Genomic DNA, 22,456 nt, shown 5'->3' with positions numbered 1-22,456 from the left:
CGCCGTGGTCGGTGGGCGTGGCGGCGGCCCGTGCCGCCGTCACTGTCGCCAGCCCGTGTCGCTGACACCGTCGCCGGCCCGGCCAGTGATGGGCTGACCAGATCGGTCCGCCGCCAGCCTGGATCGGGCCTGTCGGCGGCCCGTACGCGCTGGCCACCATGGGTGACATGAAGCGAGCACTCATCGTCATCGATGTCCAGGAATCCTTCCGCGCCCTCCCCTCGTGGGAGCAGATCGGCAACCCGAAGATCGCCGAGCAGGTCAACCGACTGGTCCGCCTCGCCCGCGCGGGCGGCGACCTCGTGGTGTGGGTGCTGCACACGGCGCCCGGCAGCGACACCCCCTTCGACCCCGACTCGGGACACGTCCGGTTCCTCGCGGAGCTGGACGAGCCGGCCCCCGACGAGCCCGTGCTGCGCAAGACGGTGCACAACGCCTTCACCACCACCAACCTCCAGCACCTGCTGACCCGCGCGGGCGTGGGCGAGGTGTGGGTGTGCGGCATCCGCACCGAACAGTGCGTGGAGACCACCACCCGGCTCGCCAGCGACCTGGGGTACGCGGCCGTCCTCGTCACCGACGCCACCACCACCAACCCGCTCGGCGGCCTCAGCGTCCAGGAGATCATCGAGCGCACCGAGGTGGCCCTGCGCGACCGGTTCGCCCGCATCGCCACGGTGGCGGAGCTGGCCGCCGAACAGGGATCATCGACCGGGTGAGCCACGTCGTCTTCGTCCTGCTGCCCCAGGTCCACCTGCTCGATGTCGCCGGCCCGGCCCAGGTCTTCGGCACGGCGGTGAGCTGCGGGCAGCCCTACCGGCTCAGTTACGTGGCCGAGCACGAAGACGTCCCCAGCGCCCAGGGGTTGCCGCTGACCGCCCGGACCCGGTGGCCGACGCTGGGCCCGAGCGACCTCGTCGTCGTCCCCGGCTGGCAGACGACCACGCTGTGCGCGGGCCCGGGCCCCGGCCCCGCGCTCCTGGAGCGGATGCGCGCGCACCACGCCGCCGGCGGCACCGTCGCCAGCGTGTGCGCCGGGGCGGAGGCGCTGGGCCAGGCCGGCCTCCTGGACGGCCGCCGCTGCACCACCCACCACGCGCACCAGGACGAGCTGGCCGCCCGCTACCCGCGGGCCACCGTCGTCCGCGACGTGCTGTTCACCTCCGACGACCGGGTGGTGACCTCGGCGGGCATCGCCAGCGGCATCGACCTGGCGCTGCACCTGCTCTCCGTACGACACGGCCCGGCGCTGGCCGCCCGGGTCGCGCGCGGCATGGTCGTCTACGCCCGCCGCAACGGCCACGAGCCGCAGACCAGCGCCATGCTGCGACACCGCGCGCACCTGGACGACACCGTCCACCGCGTCCAGGACCTCATCGACGCCCGCTTCACCGAGCCCCTGACGCTCGCCCGGCTGGCCGACCACGCCGGCGTCAGCCAGCGCACCCTGACCCGGCTGTTCGGCCGCGCCACCGGCGGCCTGACCCCGCTGCGCTACCAGCAGACGCTGCGCCGGGAGCGCGCCGCGCACCTGATCAGCCACGGCGCGACGGTCGAGGCCGCCGCGCGGGACGTGGGCTTCGAGGACGCCCGCATGCTCCGCCGGCTACGCGCCCGCGCCACCTGACGCCCGAGCCGGAGCCGCCCGCCCTGGTGGCCGGCGCCCCCGTGCCCTGCTTTGAGCCTCGCCGCGCCCCCGGACCTGCCCCCTCGGAGCCTCCTCCCGGCACGCGCGAAGGCCCGGCCCCGTTCGGAAACGGGGGCCGGGCCCTTGCTTCGTACCGCTCCAACGGTCCGTGCGGCCGGCTCACGCCTTCGGCGGGCGCCGGCCGCACGCCGCCGCTAGAGGTCGAACACCTCGTTGACCAGCGCCTGCTGCTCGGCCTGGTGCCGCTTGTTGGAGCCGACGGCCGGGGACGAGGAGTGCGGCCGGGAGACCCGGCGCAGTCGCTCGGCCGGCGGCAGGTCGGCGCCCACGCCCAGGTCCAGGTGGTCGATCAGGTTCAGCGCGATGAACGGCCAGGCGCCCTGGTTGCCGGGCTCCTCCTGCGCCCAGACGTACTGCTGCACGCCCGGGTACTTGGCCATCTCGGCCTGGAGCTCCTTGCCGGGCAGCGGGTACAGCCGCTCGATACGGACCAGCGCCGTGTCGTTCGCGCCCCGCTTGTCCCGCTCGGCGGCCAGGTCGTAGTAGACCTTGCCGGAGCAGAAGACGACCTTGCGCACGTTCGCCGCGTTGGCCTCGGCCACCGGGTCGCCGATCACCGGGCGGAAGCCGCCGGTGGTGAACTCCTCCGTCTTGGAGGCCGCCGCCTTCAGCCGCAGCAGCATCTTCGGCGTGAAGATGATCAGCGGCTTGTGGTGCGGGTTGTGCACCTGCCAGCGCAGCAGGTGGAAGTAGTTCGACGGCAGCGTCGGCATGGCGACGGTCATGTTGTTCTGCGCGCACAGTTGCAGGAAGCGCTCGGGGCGGGCCGATGAGTGGTCCGGGCCCTGGCCCTCGTAGCCGTGCGGCAGCAGCAGCGTGACGCCGGAGGTCTGGCCCCACTTCTGCTCGGAGGAGGAGATGAACTCGTCCACGACGGTCTGCGCGCCGTTGACGAAGTCACCGAACTGCGCCTCCCACATGACCAGCGACTCCGGCCGGGCCAGCGAGTAGCCGTACTCGAAGCCCATCGCCGCGTACTCGCTCAGCAGCGAGTCGTAGACGTTGTACCGGGCCTGGTCCTCCGAGAGGTAGAGCAGCGGGGTGTAGTCCTCGCCGGTCTCCCGGTCCACCAGCACCGCGTGCCGCTGGCCGAACGTGCCGCGCCGCGAGTCCTGGCCGGCCAGCCGCACCGGCGTGCCCTCCATCAGCAGCGAGCCGATGGCCAGGGTCTCGCCCATGCCCCAGTCGATCGTGTCGTCCTCGATCATCGCCATCCGGCGCTGGAGCTGCGGCAGCAGCCGCGGGTGGACCGTGACCCGGTCGGGCACGTTGACCTGCGACTCGGCGATCCGCTTGATGACCTCCCGGGAGACCGCGGTCTCCACGTGCACCGGGAACTCGGGCTGCGGCTGCGGCACCTCCGCCGGGGCGGGCGCCGACGTGGCGTCCCGGACCTCGGTGAAGACCTTCTCCAGCTGGCCCTGGAAGTCCTGCAGCGCCTGCTCGGCCTCCTCCAGCGTGATGTCGCCCCGGCCGATCAGCGACTCGGTGTAGAGCTTGCGGACCGAGCGCTTCTTGTCGATCAGGTCGTACATCAGCGGCTGGGTGAAACCGGGGTTGTCGGTCTCGTTGTGGCCGCGGCGGCGGTAGCAGATGAGGTCGATGACCACGTCCTTGTTGAACGCCTGGCGGAACTCGAAGGCCAGCCGCGCGACGCGGACCACGGCCTCCGGGTCGTCGCCGTTCACGTGGAAGATCGGCGCCTCGATCATGCGGGCCACGTCGGTGGCGTACATCGAGGAGCGGGACGCGGCCGGGGCGGCGGTGAAGCCGACCTGGTTGTTGATGACGATGTGCACGGTGCCGCCGGTGCGGTAGCCGCGCAGCTGCGACATGTTCAGCGTCTCCGCGACGACGCCCTGGCCCGCGAAGGCCGCGTCGCCGTGCAGCGCCACCGGCAGCACGGTGAAGTCCGTGCCGCCCTTGCCGATGATGTCCTGCTTGGCGCGCGCGACACCCTCGACGACCGGGTCCACCGCCTCCAGGTGGGAGGGGTTGGCCGTCAGCGAGACCTGGATCTGCTCGCCGTCCAGGCCCGTGAAGGTGCCCTCGGCGCCCAGGTGGTACTTCACGTCGCCGGAGCCGTGCATCGACTTCGGGTCGAGGTTGCCCTCGAACTCCCGGAAGATCTGCGCGTACGACTTGCCGACGATGTTGGCCAGCACGTTCAGCCGGCCGCGGTGGGCCATGCCGATGACGACCTCGTCCAGGCGCGACTCGGCGGCCGAGTCGATCACGGCGTCGAGCAGCGGGATGACGGACTCGCCGCCCTCCAGCGAGAACCGCTTCTGGCCGACGTACTTGGTCTGCAGGAACGTCTCGAACGCCTCGGCCGCGTTCAGGCGGCGCAGGATGCGCAGCTGCTCCTCGCGCTCCGGCTTGGAGTGCGGGCGCTCCACCCGGTCCTGGATCCACTTGCGCTGCTTCGGGTCCTGGATGTGCATGAACTCGATGCCGGTGGTGCGGCAGTACGAGTCACGCAGCACGCCGAGGATGTCGCGCAGCTTCATCATCGACTTGCCGGAGAAGCCGCCGACCGCGAACTCGCGCTCCAGGTCCCACAGCGTGAGCCCGTGCTCGGTGATGTCCAGGTCGGGGTGCTTGCGCTGGCGGTACTCCAGCGGGTCGGTGTCGGCCATGACGTGGCCGCGGACCCGGTAGGAGTGGATCAGCTCGAAGACGCGGGCGGCCTTGGTGACATCGTCGTCGTGCGAGGCGTCGATGTCCCGCAGCCAACGGATCGGCTCGTACGGGATGCGCAGCGACTTGAAGATGTCGTCGAAGAACTCGTTCTCGCCCAGCAGCAACTGGTTCATCACGCGCAGGAACTCGCCGGAGGCGGCGCCCTGGATCACGCGGTGGTCGTAGGTGCTGGTCAGCGTCATGACCTTGGCGACACCGAGGCGGTTCAGGGTGTCCTGCGAGGTGCCCTGGAACTCCGCCGGGTAGTCCATCGCGCCGACGCCGATGATCAGGCCCTGGCCGGGCATGAGCCGCGGCACCGAGTGCACGGTGCCGATGCCGCCCGGGTTGGTCAGCGACGCGGTGACTCCGGTGAAGTCCTCCATCGTCAGCTTGTTGTCCCGGGCCCGGCGGACGATGTCCTCGTACGCCTGCCAGAACTCGAAGAAGTTGAGCGTCTCGGCCTTCTTGATCGCCGCGACGACGAGCTGCCGGTCACCGTTGGGCTTGACCAGGTCGATGGCGAGGCCGAGGTTGATGTGCTCCGGCTTGACCAGGGTCGGCTTGCCGTCCTTCTCCGTGAAGGAGTAGTTCATCGACGGCATGGCCTTCAGCGCCTGCACCATGGCGTAGCCGATCAGGTGCGTGAAGGACACCTTGCCGCCGCGGGCGCGCTTGAGGTGGTTGTTGATGACGATGCGGTTGTCGAACAGCAGCTTCACCGGCACCGCGCGCACGGACGTGGCCGTCGGCAGCTCAAGCGAGGCGTTCATGTTCTTCGCGACCGCGGCCGACGGGCCGCGCAACGTCACCAGCTCCGGCCCGGCGCTCGGCGTCTCCTGCTTCGCGGCGGCCTTGGGGGCCGGCCGGTCGGCGGGGGTGGCCTTGGCGGGCGCGGCCTTGGCGGCCGGTGCCTCCTTGGCGGGCGCGGGTTGCGCCGGCGCGGGTGGCGCTGTGGCGGGCGCCGGGGCGCTGGCCGCGGGTGGCGCGGCGGCCTTGGGGGCGCTCGCGGGCGCCTGCGGCGCGGCCGGGGCGGAAGCGTTCGGTGCGGCCCCGGTTCCCGGGCCCGGCGGAGCTGCTACTCCCCCCGCCGCTGCCGGGGCCGACGCCCCGTCCTTGCCCGGCTTGTAGTCGGCGAAGAAGTCCCACCAGGCTCGGTCTACCGAGTTCGGGTCCTGGAGGTACTGCTGGTAGATCTCGTCGACGAGCCACTCATTGGGTCCGAACTCGGCGGGCGGGGTCTTCCCCTGCCCGTCGGGGTCGGTCGAGATGCTCGAAGTGTTGGGGGACTGTGGCGACACGGCGGCAACCGCCCTCTTCCGCTTCCTAAGGTGGTGGACAGCGGAAATAAAGGCTACGCCTGTTGGGACGTTTGGTGCAGGCCGCACGGGCTATGCGTCGCGTACATCACATTGATCGACGGGTTTCGAGGCATGGCTTGGCGGGAAACACACGGGGTTCCCCGCATGACACCCGTACCGGGCAAGGGCGCGCCGCGCCCGCACTCGGTCGAATGCGTGCTTCCGTCACCGACCATACGTCAACGTGCCTCCCGCACGTTGCCCGGAAGAGTGACCTGGATACGGCATCCCCGGGGGGATTCGGCCACTCCGATCCGACCTCCGTGGAGATCCACGGCCCAGCGCGCGATGGCGAGGCCGAGCCCGGTGCCGCCATCGCTGCCGGGACCCTTGTGCTCGGGTCCGCCCCGGTTGAAACGCTCGAAGACGCGGTGCCGCTCGGCCTCGGGAATCCCGGGCCCCTCGTCCAGCACCTCCAGCACCAGGCTCTGCGGCATCTCGTCGCCGCGCGCCCGCACCGTGACCCGGCCGCGCCGCGGGCTGTGCTTGATCGCGTTGTCGATCAGGTTGGCCACCACCTGGTGCAGCCGCTCGGTGTCCGCCGTCGCGGTGAGGTCGAGGGGCGAGACGTCCAGGTGCAGGTGCACGTCCCCGCGCGCGTGTACCCCGGACGAGCCGGCCGTCGCGGCGCGCGCCCCGCTGGCCATGCTGGCCTCCTTGAGGATGCCCGCCAGATACGGCCACACCTCGAAGGAGCGCGCGTGCAGCGGCACCACGCCGTTGTCCAGGCGCGACAGGTCGAGCAACTGCTCCACGAGCCGGCCCAGCCGCTCCGTCTGCTTGAGCGCCGTACGCATCGTCTCCGGATCGGCGTCCGAAACCCCGTCCACCACGTTCTCCAGCACCGCGCGCAACGCCGCGATCGGCGTGCGCAACTCGTGCGAGACGTTGGCGACCAGTTCCTTACGGTGCCTGTCGACGGCCTCCAGGTCGGCGGCCATACGGTTGAACGACGCCGCGAGGGCACCGAACTCGTCCCGCCGGCCGGCCGCCCGCACCCGCCGCGTGTAGTTCCCGTGCGCCATCGCCTGGGTGACCTCGGTCATCTCGTCCAGCGGCGCGGTCAGGCCGTGCGCCACGAACTGGGTGACCAGGAGCGAGGCGATGATCGAGAAGATCGTGATGATCCGCAGCTCGGTCTCCGACCGCACCGCCACGAACACCAGCAGCGTCGTGATGATCACCGAGACGATCACCAACGCACCCAGCGCGGCCTTCACCGAACGGTACGGATCGAGCGGGCGCAGCGCCTCCCACAACCAGCTCACCGCCGCCGCGACCCGCTTGCGGGCACGCGGGGACCGCCACCCCCGCCCCGCCCGCTCCACCGACTCCGTCACCCACCGCCCCCGCACCGGCATCCGCCACCCTCGCACTGGCATCCGCCACCCTCGCTCGTCCACGCGTCGCTCCCGCCGTTCCGTACGTCGCTCCCTACGCCACTCCTGCCACTCCCCCCACCGCTCCCGCGCCGACCGCTCCCGCGCCGACCGCTCCCGCGCCGACCGCTCCCGCGCCGACTGCCCCCGCGTCGACCGCCCCTCGCCCCCGCCGACGCCCGCCCGGCCCGCTCCCGGGGCCCTCACGGGTGCCTCAGGTGGCGTGCGGGGGTGGTGGCTCTGGTGGGGGAGGTGTTCCGCAGGGGAGCGGTGTCTCTCGTGAAGGTGGTGTCCCTGGTGGGGGCGGTGCGCCTTGTGGGGGTGGTGTCGCTGGTGAGGGTGGCATCTCTCGCGGGGGTGGGGCGCCTCGTGGAGGTGGTGCCTCTCATGGGGGCGGCATCTCTCGCGGGGGCTGGGGAGGGTGAAGCGGGTTTCGGGGGAGGGGTGGGTGCTGCGAAGGCAGGAGGTGCCTTGGGGGTCGCGGGTGGTGTGGGCGGCGTGGGCGTTGTGGCCTCCGGGGGTATGGGGCGCGCCGTGCGTGCTGGGGTACGGGCGTGGTCGCTGGTCGCGGGCATGGGGATGGTGGCCGACACCGGGCTCGCCAGGGGAGCCGAGTACGCGGAGCTCGCTGGGTGAGCCGAGCGGGCCGGGAGAGTCGGGTGTGCTGTGCGGCCCGGTGCCGACACCGCGCGTGCGGGGCTGGTCGTGGGGGCCGCGCCCTGTTGTCTGAGTCCCGCGCTCGCCGGGTTCGCCAGGGGCGCGGTGTATGCGGTGTACGCGGCGTCCGCCATGGGCCCCGGGCTCGTCGCACCTGCCGTGCGTGTCACGCCTGCCCCGTTCGCCGGACGCGGCGCGCCCCGCTGCTCGGGCGCACCCTTCGCGCGTGTCGCGGGCCGAGAACCTGTTGCCGTCATCGCGCGCACCCGTACCCCCGACCGACGGGCCGCGCCCGAACTGCGGCACGAGCGCCGCGCGAGAGCTGACGGCTGGATGTCGGCCCTCGATGCCGACGAGCCCAGGACGTCCCCAGCATCCGCAGACGAACAGCCACCGGTCACTCCCTGCCGCGCGCACCCCGCGCCGGCCCCCAGCGCCGCCCCTACCCGGCCCCGCTCGGCGCTGGCCTCGCGGACGACGGTGAGCGGACAGGCCGCCGGCACTGGGCAGCCCCCGGAACCGAACACGACACCAGCCGTGCCGCCCCCGCCCCCGCTCCCGGTACGCGCCGCCACACCGGCGGTGATCACCGCCCGGACAGTTCGAGCAGTGAGACGAACGACACACGCACCCGGGGCGACGTCCGCCGAGTCACGCCAGGCCGACCGCGCGGCAGAACGCCCCACACACGAAGCCCCGGCGGCCAACCCGGCCAACCACGCGCCGCCGCCCACGCCCCAGGCGACGTACTCGCCCACCCCTTCGCGCCGGACGCCAGCGGCGATGAAGGTCGGCGAGGCGCTGGCTGGCGAGGCCGCGGCGTCGGGCCTCGCCGCAGCGCCCGCGGCGAGGCTGGCCGAAGCGACCGTTTGCCGGACCGATCCGGTCAGAACAGTTCGGCCCCTCGCGGTGCTCCCCGAACCGGTGCATGGATGGGCGGCCGAGCGGATGACATTCATGTGGTGCCTGATCCCGTTCGCTGGTCAGCCCGCATGGTGCGGGGGAGTGCGCATGGTCATCGGCACGGGCGCGGCCAACCCCGTGGCCGGCCCAACCAGTCGTCCAGCCGGAGGCGATCGACCGGCCAGAGCCGAACCCCTGGCCAAAGACATCCGCCCGTACGGACACCGCAGCGACAACCGCCCCGATGCCGTAGGCCCCCGCGCCACGGACGACCGACCCGGCAGAGAGAGCCGATCCGACGGGAACGGCCGGTCCGACAGGGGCAACCGCACCGCTCGCGACCGCCGGCCCGACGACGCCGACCGGCCTGACGGAGCCGACCGACCGGACAGCGCCAACCGGCCAGGTGCGGATGGCCGACCATGGCCGGATACGGGCGGCCTGCCGGGCAAGGGCGACGGGCCGTGCAGGACCGGTCGGCCGCGACCCGGCAGGAGTGCCCGAATCGATAACGGCGACCCGGCGCGCGGACGGCGCCAGGCGCGCGGCGCGCGCTGCCGGGTTCACCAAGCCGACCCGGCGCTCACCACTCATGCGGCCGGCGTCTCCAGGGCGTACCCGACGCCGTGCACCGTACGGATACGCTCCGCGCCGATCTTGCGCCGCAACGCCTTGATGTGGCTGTCCACCGTGCGAGTGCCCGACGCATCGGCCCAGTCCCACACCTCGGCCAACAACTGCTCTCGTGAGAGGACCGCGCGGGGCGTGTTCGCCAGGCAGACCAACAGGTCGAACTCCGTCGGCGTGAGATGCACGTCCGAACCCCGCACCCGCACCCGCCGCTGCGCGTGATCGATCTCCAACTCGCCGAGCCGCAGGATGCCCGTACGGGGCGTGTGCGCGGCGAGCGCCGCCCGTTCCACCCGACGCAGCAGCACGTGAACCCGTGCCGCCAGTTCGCGCATCGAGAACGGCTTCGTCATGTAGTCGTCGGCACCGACCCCGAGGCCCACCAGCATGTCGGTCTCGTCGTCGCGCGCGGTCAGCATGAGCACCGGCACCGGTCGCTGTGCCTGGACCCGACGACACACCTCAAGTCCGTCGAACCCCGGCAGCATCACATCGAGCACCAGCAGATCGGGCTGCCACGCCTCGGCCGTGTCCACGGCGGCCGGCCCGTCCCCGGCCGTACGCACCTGAAATCCCTCGGCTCGGAGCCGAGCCGCTATGGCGTCGACGATCGTGGGATCGTCCTCTACGACGAGCACCCGGCGCTGCGCCCCATTGGCCCCGTTGGCAGCTGCCGCTGTGCCGCCCAGGCCGTTGTGTGTCTGCTCCATCTGCCCGCCCCTGCGTTGTCCCTTGCCTGGCGCGCCGGGGTTGGTCATCCCTGGCTACCCAGGCAGCATTCGCTGGCAAGCAGCGTAAACGCAGTGTGCTTGGCTCGGCTACGCACCGCGAATCGCGAGGTGAACCACGTCGGGGACGCCTCGGGCAACCGTGATCTCTTCCGTCCGTACAGACGTGAAACCGGCATTCCGCAACGCCTCCTCAAACGCTGTCGACGGCTGCGCGGACCAGATCGCGAGCACTCCGCCGGGGTTGAGCCGCTCCCGGCAGGCCGCGAGCCCCGCGGGAGAGTACAGACCGCCGTTGTCCTCGGTCACCGTCCAGTCCGGGCCATTGTCGATATCCAGACACAGCGCGTCGTACCTTTGCCCTGCGTTCCTCCGCCCTGAGTCCCTCCGCCCTGCGCCCCTCTGCCTTGCGTCGCAGGTGCGGGAATCGTTCGCCGCTATCGCCTCCCCGACGCCCGTGGGCGCGGGTGGTTCCTCACTCCGCGAGGCGAAACCGTGCTCGTCGGCGTCGGGCTGGCCGCTCGGTGCGGCGACGCGGTCGGCATCGTCGTGGTCCGGCCCGCGCAGGTAGGCCACCAGGTCCGTGTGCAGGATCTCGGTCCGGGGGTCGGCAAGAGCGGGCCCGGTGAGTTCGGCGAGCGGCCCGCGCAGGTGCCAGTCGATGACCGCCTGCTCCCGCTCGGCGACGACGATGCGCCCCCATCGCGGCTCCGCCACCGCCTCGACCAGTGAGAACCCGACCCCCAGCCCGCCGATCAGCACCGCGGGCCGAAAATCCACGCCCTGAGAGCTTCGCCGCACGGACGAGGTGCTCGCCGCGCGACCGCCGTCCAGGCCACTGTCGGAACCACCGTCTCCCGTGGGCCGCCTTCCGGAATCGGGTCGGCTGGCATCTTCGGTGCCGCTCGTACCAGGCGCCGCCGAACCGTCGACCGAGTCGCCACCCCACGTCCCGCTGTGCATCGGGCACCGCGTCTCCGCGCCCCGCACAGACGCCAACTCATCGCTCGCCTCCGGCACGGACGACGTGGTGGCCGGAGACGGCGCGCCGGTCGCGGTTGAGACGGCACTGGCCTCGTCAACGGAGTCCGAGCCAGGGCCAGAGCCGGAACCCGAGTTCGCACCCCCCGTGAGGGCGTTCAGCGCGGCACGAATCAGCAACCGCTCGGACCGACCATCGGAGGTGTCCATCAGGAAGCAGCCGTTGGCGATGATCTCCCACACCGCTTCCGCGCCCTGCCCGCGCCGCCGCAGCACCACCTCCCCGTAGGGGCCCTCGCGACGCTCGACGGTCACCGGCCGGTCATCGGTGTCATACGGCACAGACTGGTACGGCGCGGACTCGAACGGCGCGGCGGACATGGCGCTGACCTCCGAAGGTGTTGCGGCACAAGGCAGACGGGCGGAACCGGGCCATTTTCGCCACCGCCGGGCGAGGCGGTCCAACGCGATAGGAATGCGTAGCCGGACCAACGCGGCGCGTGCCCGTAAGCCTGCCACCCAGTGGGCGATGAAAAAGCGGGCGATGAAAATGAGCCCCACCGGGTTGTCTACAGTGGTGATCATCACACTCCTTTCCTGGGGCATGTGGTTCCCGTATCGCAGAGGGTGGAGCCTTGCGGCGCGTGGCCGCACCATCCGTGAGAGAGGCTTCAAGGGCGGTGACCTGGTCGAAGACACCCGCTGAGCCGGCCGGCGACGCACCGCGCGGCACCGCTTGGCTCCCTACCGCCTGGCCTCGCCTCACCTGGTCTCGGTCTGCCTGGTCTCGCCTCACCCGGTCCCATTCAGCCTGGTCCCGCTCCGTCAGTCCCCGCACGGCCTGGGGCCGGGCGATCGCTTCTCCGAACCCCACGCCCGATCACCTCCTTCTCCCGTACGGCGACACCTGCGACGAGCCCCGGTCGGGCCGCTCCGCGCGCCACATCCCCACACCCGCCACCGCCGCCCCAGCCCGCGACGCACGCGCGCCCCACGCGCTCACGTCCGATGCGTCCGCATCCCACCCGCGCCCGTCTGGCCCGCCCCCGTCTGACGCACCCACGTCCCACGTGCCTACGTCCCACGCGGCCACCCCTCGCGGGCACGCCTCCCACGCGCTCGCCGTCGACGTGCCCGGCCCGGCCTCCTCATCCGGACCGATGGACCCGGCGCCCGTGGCCACCGGCTCGGAGGGCCCGGCCGGCTCATTCGACTCGCCTCTCCCTGCTCGACCTGCCACGCCACGGCCCCCTGCCGCGTGGGCCGCTGCGACCGCCAGACCCGAGACCTCGCGCTTCCTCGCTCCCCGACCCCGGGCCGACGCCGCCCGGCCCGCGGTCGAGCGGCCCACCACTCGCCTTGTGGCCGCGAGGCCCACTCACCGCGAGCCCGCCACATCCCTCGTCGCCCTGGAGCCCACCGCCTCGTGCCTCGCCGCGTCGGATGCGATCGCCCCTCACACTGCGCCGTTCGAGAACGTGAGCGCCACGCCGCAGGCGGCGACGGTGCCGACGGCGAACACACCCCGCCTCCCTGCGGCCTCGCGCCGCACCGTGCCCGACGCGGTACGGAACGGGCCATGCTCTTGCCCAGAGTCGGCGACGCGGCCCGGACGTCGGCGGACGACCCCGGGCACTGGACGGTCCCGAGCCCTCGCCTGGCGTGTCAGGCGAGAGTGGGGTGCGCGGCTGGCATCCGCCCTGCCGACGCCCGCCCGTACACCCTTCACGTTCTGCTACGCCGTCGTGCTGCTGGCCACGGGCCTGTTCATCCTGTGGGGCGATCCGGGAGCGGTGCACGGTGCGCTGGAGGGCTCCAGTTCCGATGCCTCGAACCTGGCGCATCGGCCGCTGTTTGCGCTGGTCACCAGTGGTATCTGGGTAGCGGGCGGACTCACGTCGCCGTCCATCGCACTCTTCCCTTTCGTGTTGGGCGCGCTAGAGCGCCGGGTGGGCGCTTGGCGCACGGCCGCGGTGTTCGCGCTCGGGCATGTGCTGGCCACGCTGTTCACGGAGTTGCCGGTCGCCGCGGCCGTGGCTTCCGGTCACCTACCGCCCAGCTCTCTTGACCGGCTCGACTACGGGATCAGTTATGGGCTGTTGGCGAGTCTGGCGGCGCTGGCTGGCCTCCTCGTGCGAGGGGTTCGGTGGGCGATTCTGGTGAGCCTGGGGGCGGTGCTCGCGTTGGATCTGATCGAGCTCGCTGACCCCCTCACGAACTGGGGCCACGTGCTCGCCGTGCTCATTGGGCTGGCCTGCTGGTTGCCGTTGCGTAGTCGATCTACGCCGCACCCAGGGCAGCGCTGACGCAGGTGGGGTGACCGTGACCCGGCCAGAACAGTGGTGATGGTGAGGTAGCGCTGACGGCCCGCCGGGTGGTTGATGAAGCAGGCGGGTGGAGCCGTGGCCGGCGTACGGCTCCACCGGCGGGAGCGCTACTCCTGAACGGGTTGGGCTGCGGGCTCGGGGAGTGAGAAAAGGGAGAGGAAGCGTTCGACCGCGGTCAGGTCACCTTCTATGGCCAGGTCGCTCGCATGCGTCGCCTCCGTCATGTCACGCCCCCCGTATATGACGGAGGCCAGCGCGTCAGGGGGCCCCTCTATCGTCGCGTCGGGCGCCGACGTCGTACCTCTGTCGATCTCGAACACGCCGTCCGCGACCCTGGCATGGAAGCTGTGCTGGCCCAAGTGCAGTTCGTACACCGCTTGGACGCCGCTGGCCGCTTCGGGGTCGAAGTTCGTCCTGAGAGAGAGGACGAACGAGGTCGGGCTGATGCTCGCGTCGCGCTGATGAGCGGGAGAACGGGCGCCCCAGCGGCCGAGGGCGCGAATGATCGGCTCCAGCTCAAGGCCCCACTCGGTGAGCTCGTACACCCGGGCGTTGGCCGGTGGCGGGAGCGTGCGGCGGTACACGACACCCGCCTCCTCCAACTCGTCGAGCCGGTGCGAGAGGACGTTGGTGCTGATGCCGGGCAGGTCGGCGCGCAGGTCGCCGTATCGCTTGGGTCCCAGGAGGAGTTCGCGCACCACCAGGAGGGCCCAGCGCTCTCCAACGAGATCGAGGGCATGCGCCGTGCCGCATGCGTCGTGGTAACTCCGCTTCGTGGCCATGACGTCATCCTACGCGAGCAACTCCTGAAAAGAAAGTACCCACTTGTTTTTTAGGAGTAAGGCTTGCTATGTTGTCTCCACGGCCCCTGGAGCGGCTGCGGGGATGCCGAGGTGCGACACGGCGCCTGGCCGGCGTGGTCAGGGTCGTCATCGATCAGAGGAGTCACCGCGATGCGTATGGCCTTCATCAACCTGCCGGTCAGTGACGTCAAGCGATCCGTCGAGTTCTTCGGCCAGTTGGGGTTCGAGTTCAACGCCGAGTTCTCCGACGAGAAGACGTCCTGCATGATCGTCGAGCAGAACATCTTCGTCATGCTCCTCGAAGAGGACCGCTTCAAGGACTTCATCAACGGCGACATCGCCGACGCCAAGAGGACCACCGAGGTCATCACCTGTCTGTCCGCGGAGTCCAAGGAGGAAGTGGACGACACGGTCGCTCGGGCCATAGCGGCTGGCGGCAAGCCGTGGAAGCCGGCGCTCCAGGAGGGGCCGATGTACGGGGGCAGCTTCCAGGACCTGGACGGCCATGTCTGGGAGCTGATGTACGCCGCGCAGGCGTGACCCTCCGAGCAAGCCCGCAGGGGTGACGGCACGGTGCGGGTGCGCGATCCCGGTTGGTATGGCCGGCGTGCGACTGGCGCGTGTCAACCGGCTCCGCGAAAGCCCGACTGCCGTTGTCTGGCGCCGGCGCGCTACGGGGGTGCGGGCCGAAGCGGCAGGGACGCGCCGCGAGCGACAGTCGGTATTCCTCCCGGGCAGGGACGCTCAGGCCGCCGAGCGCCGTGCCCTCGGGCCCGCCACCGCCCTGCCCACGGGCGTGTTGAGAGCGGACGCCGCGAGCGTCAGGAGCGGGGTGGCGCGGGGCGTACGAGGCCGTTCTGGTAGGCGATGACGACGAGTTGAGCACGGTCACGCGCGCCGAGTTTGGTCATGGCGCGTTGGATGTGGGTGCGGACGGTCAGCACGCTCAAGAAGAGTTCCTGGGCGATCTGGTCGTTGGATTTGCCGTGGGCCGCCAGGACGGTGACTTCTTGTTCGCGGGGGGTGAGGTCGGCGAGGCGTTCGGCCGGGGCGAGGGGAGGACCGGAGGTGGGAAGGGTGAGGAAGCGGGTGATCAGGGCCTGGGTGGCTCCTGGCGACAGGAGGGCTTCGCCGGCGGCGACGGTGCGGATGCCGTTCAGTAGCGCGTCCGTGGTGACGTACTTGCCGAGGAAGCCGCTGGCGCCGACGCGCAGCGCCTGGGCGACGTACTCCTCGGTCTCGAACATGGTCAGGATCAGGACGCGGGTGCTGGCGAGGTCGGGGTCCTCGCAGATGGTGGCGGTGGCGGCGAGGCCGTCGGCGCCGGGCATACGGATATCCATGAGGACGATGTCGGGCCGGTGCGAGCGGGCGAGTTCCACCGCTTGATGGCCGTCGGCGGCCTCGCCGACGACCTCCATGTCGTCGCAGGAGTCGATCAGGAGCCGGAAGGTGCCGCGCAGCAGGGCCTGGTCGTCAGCGAGCAGCACGCGGATGGTCAACGGGTTTCCTCGTGTCGTGGTCCGGCTGGGGCGTCCGGCGGAGGGTCCGCCGGGGCTTTCGCCAGGGTGCGGGGCTGGAAGGGGAGAGTGGCGGCGACTTCGAAGCCGCCTTCGGGGCGGGGGCCGGCGCACAGGTCGCCGCCGACGGAGTGGGCGCGTTCGCGCATGCCCATCAGCCCGTACCCGCCGCCGGGCACCGGTGGGACGGCCCCACCGTTGGCTGTGCCGTCGTTGGTGACGGTGATGAGTAGGCGTGCGTCCTCGTAGCGGAGCCGCACCCGGGCCGCGTGGTCGGACGCGTGTTTCGTGGCGTTGGTCAGGGCTTCCTGGATGATCCGGTAGGCGGTCAGGTCCACCCCCGGGGACAGGGGTTGAGCCTCCCCCTCGGTGCTGACCGTGACCGACAGGCCGGCCGATTCGCAGCCGGCGACCAGAGCGGGGAGGCGGTCCAGGCCCGGGGTGGGCTCCAGCGGATCGGTGTCCGGGTCGGCGGTCTGACGTAGGACGCCCACCGTGGCGCGTAGTTCCAGGAGAGCGGAGGAGGTGGTTCCGACCAGGTCGGTCAGGATGCCCCGGGTCTGTTCCGGGTGGGTGTCGGCGAGGTGGGCGGCGGTGCCGGCCTGGGCGTGGGCGACGGCCATGTGGTGGGCGACGGCGTCGTGGAGTTCGCGGGCGATGCGCATGCGTTCCTCGGTGACGCGGAGTCGGGCCTCCTCTTCGCGGGTGCGTTCGGCGTGGGCGGCGCGGGCCTTGACGGACTCGAGGTAGGCGCGACGGAAGCGGCTGCTGCCGCCCAGGGACACCGGCAGCAGCAGCCACAGCACCGTACCCACGGTCCTGAGGATGAAGTCATCACCGAGCGGGGCGGCGGCGAGCGAGGTGGCGACCAGCACGGCCATGGTCGCCGAGCCGTAGAGGGCGGTGGTCCGCGAATCGGTGAGCGCGGCGAGCCAGTACAGGGCGGTCATGACGGGGGCCAGCAGCAAGGGACTTGGCAGGTAGCCCAGGGCCGTCAGCACGGCCGCCGCCGTGGCGGTGACCGCGAGGGTGGCGCGCGGGCGGCTGCGGCAGGCAAGGACGGCCGCGCTGGAGACGACGAGAATCCAGGCGGGCCACAGGGCGTTTGGAGGTGAGGACTCGGAGGTGCTGATCTGGGCCCCGAAGAGGGTGCACACGCACAACGCCACCGCCGTCACCACGTCGGCGGCCCGGGCGTGGCGTTCCGCGTACCGTTCAAGGAGGTTGATCATCGTGGTCTCCGTAAGGGACGTGCCGTGGTCCATGGTCGCTGATGACGACGACGGGCGCGCGGACCGCCCGAGGCAGCGCGCTCGGGCGGTCTCGCGGGCGGAGTTGGTCACACGCGTGCTTCGACCGACCCGTCCGGGTGTGGGCCCGGGCTGTCGGGCCGCGCATCGCCGAGCCCCTCGCCCTCCACGTCGACGCGGGGCAGCAGGCGGCCCAGCCACGTTGGCAGCCACCAGGCCCGGTCGCCGAGCAGGGCCAGGACGGCGGGCACGATCGCCATGCGGACCACGAAGGCGTCGAAGAGCACCGCGGCGGCCAGGCTGAACCCGAGCATCTTGATCAGCGACCCGTCCTCCCCGATGAACCCCGAGAAGACCGCGATCATGATCAGCGCGGCGGCCGTCACCACCCGGGCGCTGTGCTGGAACCCGGACACGACCGCCTGACCGGCGGTCTCCCCACGGGTGTACGCCTCCCGCACGCGAGAGACCAGGAAGACCTCGTAATCCATGGCCAGCCCGAAGACGATACCCATCATGAAGATCGGCATCAGGCTCATGATCGGTCCGGTCTGCTCCACTCCGAAGAGGTCCGCGGCATGACCCTCCTGGAAGACCAGTACCAGCACGCCCAGCGCCGCCAGCACCGAGAGGACGAAGCCCAGGGCCGCCTTGACCGGTACCAGCACGGATCGGAAGATCACCAGCAGCAGGACCACCGCCAGACCGCCCACCACGACCAGGTACGGCACCAGCGCGGACTGCACCTTCGCCGCGATGTCGATGTTCAGCGCGGTCGTGCCGGTGACCTCGAACGTCGCCGACGCCTGCTCCTCCACCGCTGGCCGGTCGTGGCGGATCGTCTCCACCAGGTCCTTGGTCTTCTCGTCCGTGGGGCTGGTCGACGGCGTGGCCCGGAAGACGGCGGTGTCGTCGGCCTCGTTGAAGCCGGCCTGCGAGACCGACACGATGCCGTCCGTATCGCTGATCCGGTCGCTGATGGTGCGCACCGCGGCCTGCGGGTCGGCCGCCTCCCTCGCGTCCACGACGATGGTGAGCGGGCCGTTGAAGCCCGGACCGAAGCCCTCGGCGAGCGCGTCGTAGGCCCGCCGTTCGGTGGTGGCCGTGGACTTGGCCTCGTCACCCGGCATGCCCAGTTGCAGCGACGTCATCGGCACGGCCAGCGCGCCCAGGCCCGCCACGCCGAGGACCAGTACCGCTACCGGGCGGCGCAGTACGAAACGGGCCCAGCGCGCGCCCAGGTTGCCGCGCCCGCCCGCGCCACGGTCACGGGGGGTGGTGGTGCCGGCCTTGCGTACCCCGCGCGACAGCACCGCGTTCGGCCAGAAGCCGAGCAGCGCCGGAACGACCGTCAGGGCCACCAGCACGGCGACCGTGACCGCCCCCGCGGCGGCCAGGCCCATCTTCGTGAGCGTGGGAATGCCGACGACCGACAGGCCCGCCAGCGCGATCACCACGGTGACCCCGGCGAACACGACCGCCGATCCGGCGGTACCCACCGCCACCCCGGCCGCCTCCTGCGGCGCCAGGCCGCGCCCGCGCTCCTCCCGGTAGCGGGACACCACGAACAGGGCGTAGTCGATGCCCACCGCCAGGCCCAGCATCATCCCGAGGGTGAGCGTGTCCGCCGAGAGCCCCAACGGGCCCGCCAGCAGCACGATTCCGAACAGGCTCACCGCGACGCCCACGACCGCGGTCAGCAGCGGCAGCCCGGCGGCAGCCAACGATCCGAAGGTGAACAGCAGCACGACCGCCGCCGCCGCGAGGCCCACGATCTCCGCGGTTCCGCCGGGCTCGCCGCCGCTGTCCATCGCCGACCCGCCGGTCTCCACCGTCAGGCCCGCCGCCCGCGCCTGGTCCGCCGCCTTGTCCACCGCGGTTCGGCTGGCGTCGGTGACCTTGGAGGGCTCCACCTTGTAGGTGACGGTCGCATACGCGGTCGCACCGTCCTCGCTGACCGCCTCCGACGCGAACGGGTCCTCGACGTCGGCCACCTGCGGGCCGCCGCCCAGCGAGCCCACCGCGTTCTCGACGGCCCTCCGCGTGTCACCCGCGGTCACCTTCTGCCCGTCCGGGGCGACGAAGACGACCTGGGCGGTGGCGCCGTCCGCGGCGGTTCCGGGAAACCGCTCCTCCATGAGATCGAACGCCTTCTGCGATTCGATCCCCGGCATCGAGAACTCCTCGTCCGAGGGTCCCGACGCCCCCGCGGCGCCCACCACTACCGCCACCAGCACGCCCAGCCATATCAGGACGACCCTGCCGCGTCGCCGAAAGGCGCCGCGTCCGAGCCGGTACAGAAAAGTCGCCACGTCAGGGTCTCCCTATCCACAAGCGATGACCTCTCAAGGCTCGTGGGGGAGGGCCCGCCCCGTCGTCATGCCGCTACGGACACCGCGGCCTACTGAAACCACACGACCATCTACTGAAAACGCAGTAGGTGTCCGGGGCGCCACCGTTCCGAGCCACCCGCCACCGCCCGCGCCAGCGCGTACCGACCACCGCTGTCCCGGAGGGCGTATCAGCCCCACCGGGGACCCACGCTCGGCCACGAACCGTACACAGCGCCCAGCCGCCCAGCCCGCGTCACGTGTGGCGTCCCGCCCCTCCACACGGACCAATCCACACGGACCAACGATCCGACGATCCGGCGATCCGGCGGGCCGACGACGCGGCCAGGCCGACCGCCGGACACCACCTCGCCACAGCCCGTCCCGGATTCCCGCCGGCACCGGTCACGCCAGCCAGCACACCCCCGTCCGCAGCCCCCACCACACCGCCCAGCGAAAACGCCTGCTCAACGCGGGACCAGGTGCGGAGTAAAGCCGCCGGCCGAGTGGTTTCTCCCCACAGAGCACCCGGCAACAGAGCCGCCGCGGCGTCTGATCGCTCACAGCGAACACAGGTGAGGGAACACGAGGAGCCTCATATGCATTGAGTGTGTGTAGCTCAACTTGCCTGCCGAAGGGGAGATCATGGCTTCGCTGTCTACACCGCTCACCCTGCCTGTGCTGCCGCTCGACGACGAGGTGGTGCTGCCCGGCATGGTGGTGCCGCTCGATCTGACGGACACGGACGTACGGGCCGCCGTGGAAGCGGCCCAAGCCGCCGCGAGGTCCAGCGGGAGCGGCACCGGAAGCGCGGGCAAGCCGCAGGTGCTGCTCGTGCCGAGGATCGAGGGAACGTACGCGGGGGTGGGCACGCTCGGCACCGTCGAGCAGGTGGGCCGCCTCTCGGACGGCGACCCCGGCGCGCTCATCCGTGGCGTGCACCGGGTGCGCGTCGGCGCCGGCACCACCGGGCCCGGGGCGGCGCTGTGGATCGAGGGCACCCCGGTCGAGGAGACCGGCCCGGACGCCACCGAGATCTCGCCAGGCTCGCAGGCCGAGCTGATGAAGGAGTACAAGGCGCTGGCCACGAGCTGGCTGCGCAAGCGCGGCGCCTGGCAGGTCGTGGACCGGGTGCAGCAGATCGACGACGTCGCGCAGCTCGCCGACAACTCCGGCTACTTCCCGTTCCTCACCGTCGCCCAGCGCCTGGAACTCCTGGAGACCCTCGACCCCGTGGCGCGCCTCAAGCTCGCCATGGGTTGGCTCCGGGAGCACCTGGCCGAGCAGGACGTGGCCGAGTCCATCGCCAAGGACGTACAGGACGGCGTCGACAAGCAGCAGCGCGAGTTCCTGCTGCGCCGTCAGTTGGAGGCCGTCCGCAAGGAACTCGCCGAGCTCGACGGTGGCAGCGAGGACGAGTCCGGGGACTACCGGACCCGCATCGAGGCCGCTGACCTGCCGGAGAAGGTGCGTGAGGCGGCGCTCAAGGAGGTCGACAAGCTGGAGCGGGCTTCCGACCAGAGCCCCGAGAGTGGCTGGATCAGGACCTGGCTGGACACCGTTCTCGAACTGCCGTGGAACCACCGGACCGAGGACGCGTACGACATCAGGGGCGCCAAGGAGGTGCTGGACGCCGACCACGCCGGACTGGCGGACGTGAAGGAGCGCATCACCGAGTACCTCGCGGTGCGCAAGCGGCGCGCGGACCGTGGCCTGGGTGTCGTGGGCGGCCGTCGAGGCGGCGCCGTACTCGCGCTTGTCGGTCCTCCCGGCGTCGGCAAGACCTCGCTCGGCGAGTCGGTGGCCCGTGCCATGGGGCGCGAGTTCGTGCGGGTCGCGCTCGGCGGCGTGCGGGACGAGGCCGAGATCCGCGGCCACCGGCGCACCTACGTGGGCGCCCTGCCGGGCCGGATCGTACGGGCCGTCAAGGAGGCCGGTTCGATGAACCCGGTGATCCTGCTGGACGAGATCGACAAGGTCGGCTCCGACTTCCGGGGCGACCCTGCCGCCGCCCTCCTCGAGGTGCTCGACCCGGCGCAGAACCACACCTTCCGGGACCACTACCTGGAGGTCGAACTGGACCTGTCCGACGTGGTGTTCCTGGCCACCGCCAACGTGCTCGAAGCCATCCCCGAGGCGCTGCTCGACCGGATGGACGTGGTGCGACTGGACGGCTACACGGAGGACGAGAAGGTCACCATCGCCCGCGACCACCTGCTGCCGCGCCAGTTGGAGCGGGCGGGCCTCGAACCGGGCGAGGTCACGCTGGAGGACGCGGCGCTGCGCAAGCTGGCGGGCGAGTACACGCGTGAGGCGGGCGTCCGCAACCTGGAGCGGTCCGTGGCACGGCTGCTGCGCAAGGTCGCGGCCCAGCACGCGCTCGGCGAGCGGGAGCTGCCCTTCACCATCGGCCCGGACGAGCTGCGACCGCTCATCGGCCGACCGCACCACACCCCCGAGGCCGCCCAGGACCCGGCCGAGCGGCGCACCGCCGTCCCCGGCGTGGTCACCGGACTGGCCGTCACCGGCGCCGGCGGCGACGTGCTCTACGTCGAGGCGTCGCTGGCCGACCCCGAGACGGGCGGCGCGGGGCTCACGTTGACGGGGCAGCTCGGCGACGTCATGAAGGAGTCCGCGCAGATCGCGCTCTCCTTCCTGCGCTCGCACGGGGCCGAACTGGAACTGCCGGTCGCGGACCTCAAGGAGCGCGGCGTCCACCTGCACGTCCCCGCCGGGGCGGTGCCCAAGGACGGGCCGAGCGCGGGCATCACGATGACCACCGCCCTCGCCTCGCTGCTCTCGGGCCGCCAGGTGCGCCCGGACGTGGCGATGACCGGCGAGGTGTCGCTGACCGGGCGGGTGCTGCCGATCGGCGGGGTCAAGCAGAAGCTGCTGGCCGCCCACCGCGCGGGGATCACGACCGTGGTCATCCCCAAGCGGAACGAGCCCGACCTGGACGACGTCCCGGCCGAGGTGCTCGACCGACTGGACGTGCACGCCGTGTCGGACGTGCGCCAGGTACTGGAGCTGGCGCTGAGCCCCGCCACGGACGCGGACCTGGTGGCCGGCGCGGACAGCCGGACGCAGGTCGCCGCGTGAGCTGACCCGGGCCGCGCCCGAGCGGCGATGCCGAGGCCGGCGTTCCCCCTTCACCTGTGGTGGAGCGGGGAGCGCCGGCCTCGGCGCGTCAGCCCCAG

13 protein-coding genes and 3 pseudogenes are annotated in these 22,456 nt (G+C 71.6%); 6 read left to right on the top strand and 10 right to left on the bottom strand.

Translation table 11 applies throughout. The features are described from left to right. Positions 1-167 precede the first annotated feature (167 nt). Positions 168-719, top strand: a complete 552-nt coding sequence (locus AC3CHW_RS09865) for a cysteine hydrolase family protein (RefSeq protein WP_488470196.1) — start codon at positions 168-170, stop codon at positions 717-719. Continuing rightward, on the top strand, positions 716-1,627 hold the full coding sequence (locus tag AC3CHW_RS09860; protein ID WP_488470195.1) for a GlxA family transcriptional regulator: 912 nt from the start codon (positions 716-718) through the stop codon (positions 1,625-1,627). Before AC3CHW_RS09865 ends, AC3CHW_RS09860 begins: the two co-directional genes overlap by 4 nt. Before the next feature lie 215 nt (positions 1,628-1,842). On the opposite strand, the gene AC3CHW_RS09855 is transcribed toward AC3CHW_RS09860, so the two are convergent. Together AC3CHW_RS09855 and AC3CHW_RS09850 are read right to left on the bottom strand one after the other, a co-directional pair. Next, the gene (locus AC3CHW_RS09855; RefSeq protein WP_488470194.1) at positions 1,843-5,691 is read right to left on the bottom strand and encodes a multifunctional oxoglutarate decarboxylase/oxoglutarate dehydrogenase thiamine pyrophosphate-binding subunit/dihydrolipoyllysine-residue succinyltransferase subunit; all 3,849 of its coding nucleotides are present in this window, start codon (positions 5,689-5,691) and stop codon (positions 1,843-1,845) included. A gap of 239 nt (positions 5,692-5,930) precedes the next feature. Then, positions 5,931-7,112, bottom strand: coding sequence for a HAMP domain-containing sensor histidine kinase (locus AC3CHW_RS09850; RefSeq protein ID WP_398609406.1), 1,182 nt, complete (start codon positions 7,110-7,112; stop codon positions 5,931-5,933). A 249-nt stretch (positions 7,113-7,361) separates the two neighbouring features. Between AC3CHW_RS09850 and AC3CHW_RS09845 the strand changes: the two genes are divergently transcribed. Next, positions 7,362-7,766 carry a hypothetical protein gene (locus tag AC3CHW_RS09845; RefSeq protein ID WP_488470193.1) on the top strand — a complete coding sequence of 135 codons (405 nt, stop codon included), beginning with the start codon at positions 7,362-7,364 and terminating at the stop codon, positions 7,764-7,766. A gap of 1,514 nt (positions 7,767-9,280) precedes the next feature. Here AC3CHW_RS09845 and AC3CHW_RS09840 read toward each other — a convergent pair. The 4 genes and pseudogenes from AC3CHW_RS09840 to AC3CHW_RS09825 form a co-directional block, all read right to left on the bottom strand. After that, positions 9,281-10,030, bottom strand: a complete 750-nt coding sequence (locus AC3CHW_RS09840; RefSeq protein WP_176164046.1) for a response regulator transcription factor — start codon at positions 10,028-10,030, stop codon at positions 9,281-9,283. A gap of 108 nt (positions 10,031-10,138) precedes the next feature. Then, a pseudogene (locus tag AC3CHW_RS09835) lies at positions 10,139-10,414 on the bottom strand (spermidine synthase); the annotation flags it as partial. A 198-nt stretch (positions 10,415-10,612) separates the two neighbouring features. Next, a pseudogene (locus tag AC3CHW_RS09830) lies at positions 10,613-10,816 on the bottom strand (spermidine synthase); the annotation flags it as partial. A 363-nt stretch (positions 10,817-11,179) separates the two neighbouring features. Further along, positions 11,180-11,410: pseudogene (locus tag AC3CHW_RS09825) on the bottom strand (hypothetical protein); the annotation flags it as partial. 1,307 nt (positions 11,411-12,717) lie between these two features. Between AC3CHW_RS09825 and AC3CHW_RS09820 the strand changes: the two are divergent. Next, positions 12,718-13,335 (top strand): rhomboid-like protein, encoded by a 618-nt coding sequence (locus tag AC3CHW_RS09820; protein ID WP_488471014.1) that lies wholly within the window; start codon positions 12,718-12,720, stop codon positions 13,333-13,335. 128 nt (positions 13,336-13,463) lie between these two features. On the opposite strand, the gene AC3CHW_RS09815 is transcribed toward AC3CHW_RS09820, so the two are convergent. After that, complete coding sequence (locus AC3CHW_RS09815; protein WP_187086365.1) at positions 13,464-14,138, bottom strand: winged helix-turn-helix transcriptional regulator; 675 nt, start codon at positions 14,136-14,138, stop codon at positions 13,464-13,466. A gap of 171 nt (positions 14,139-14,309) precedes the next feature. Here AC3CHW_RS09815 and AC3CHW_RS09810 point away from each other — a divergent pair, with 171 nt between their 5' ends. Further along, the gene (locus AC3CHW_RS09810) at positions 14,310-14,699 is read left to right on the top strand and encodes a VOC family protein (protein ID WP_187060898.1); all 390 of its coding nucleotides are present in this window, start codon (positions 14,310-14,312) and stop codon (positions 14,697-14,699) included. 281 nt (positions 14,700-14,980) lie between these two features. Here AC3CHW_RS09810 and AC3CHW_RS09805 read toward each other — a convergent pair whose 3' ends face one another. The 3 genes from AC3CHW_RS09805 to AC3CHW_RS09795 all read right to left on the bottom strand — a co-directional run bounded on the left by AC3CHW_RS09805 (position 14,981) and on the right by AC3CHW_RS09795 (position 19,241). After that, on the bottom strand, positions 14,981-15,661 hold the full coding sequence (locus AC3CHW_RS09805) for a response regulator (protein WP_398609219.1): 681 nt from the start codon (positions 15,659-15,661) through the stop codon (positions 14,981-14,983). After that, positions 15,658-16,911 (bottom strand): sensor histidine kinase, encoded by a 1,254-nt coding sequence (locus AC3CHW_RS09800; RefSeq protein ID WP_398609218.1) that lies wholly within the window; start codon positions 16,909-16,911, stop codon positions 15,658-15,660. The genes AC3CHW_RS09805 and AC3CHW_RS09800 overlap by 4 nt, the downstream gene beginning before the upstream one ends. Before the next feature lie 107 nt (positions 16,912-17,018). Further along, positions 17,019-19,241 carry an MMPL family transporter gene (locus AC3CHW_RS09795; RefSeq protein ID WP_488470192.1) on the bottom strand — a complete coding sequence of 741 codons (2,223 nt, stop codon included), beginning with the start codon at positions 19,239-19,241 and terminating at the stop codon, positions 17,019-17,021. Between the two features lie 663 nt (positions 19,242-19,904). Here AC3CHW_RS09795 and lon point away from each other — a divergent pair. Next, positions 19,905-22,358: an endopeptidase La gene (gene lon, locus AC3CHW_RS09790; RefSeq protein ID WP_488470191.1), complete on the top strand. Its 2,454-nt coding sequence runs from the start codon at positions 19,905-19,907 to the stop codon at positions 22,356-22,358. Positions 22,359-22,456 lie beyond the last annotated feature (98 nt).

This window comes from Streptomyces sp. MGP-BFMKR1, assembly GCF_057766585.1.
This window is presented reverse-complemented; position numbering and strand designations above follow the sequence as displayed.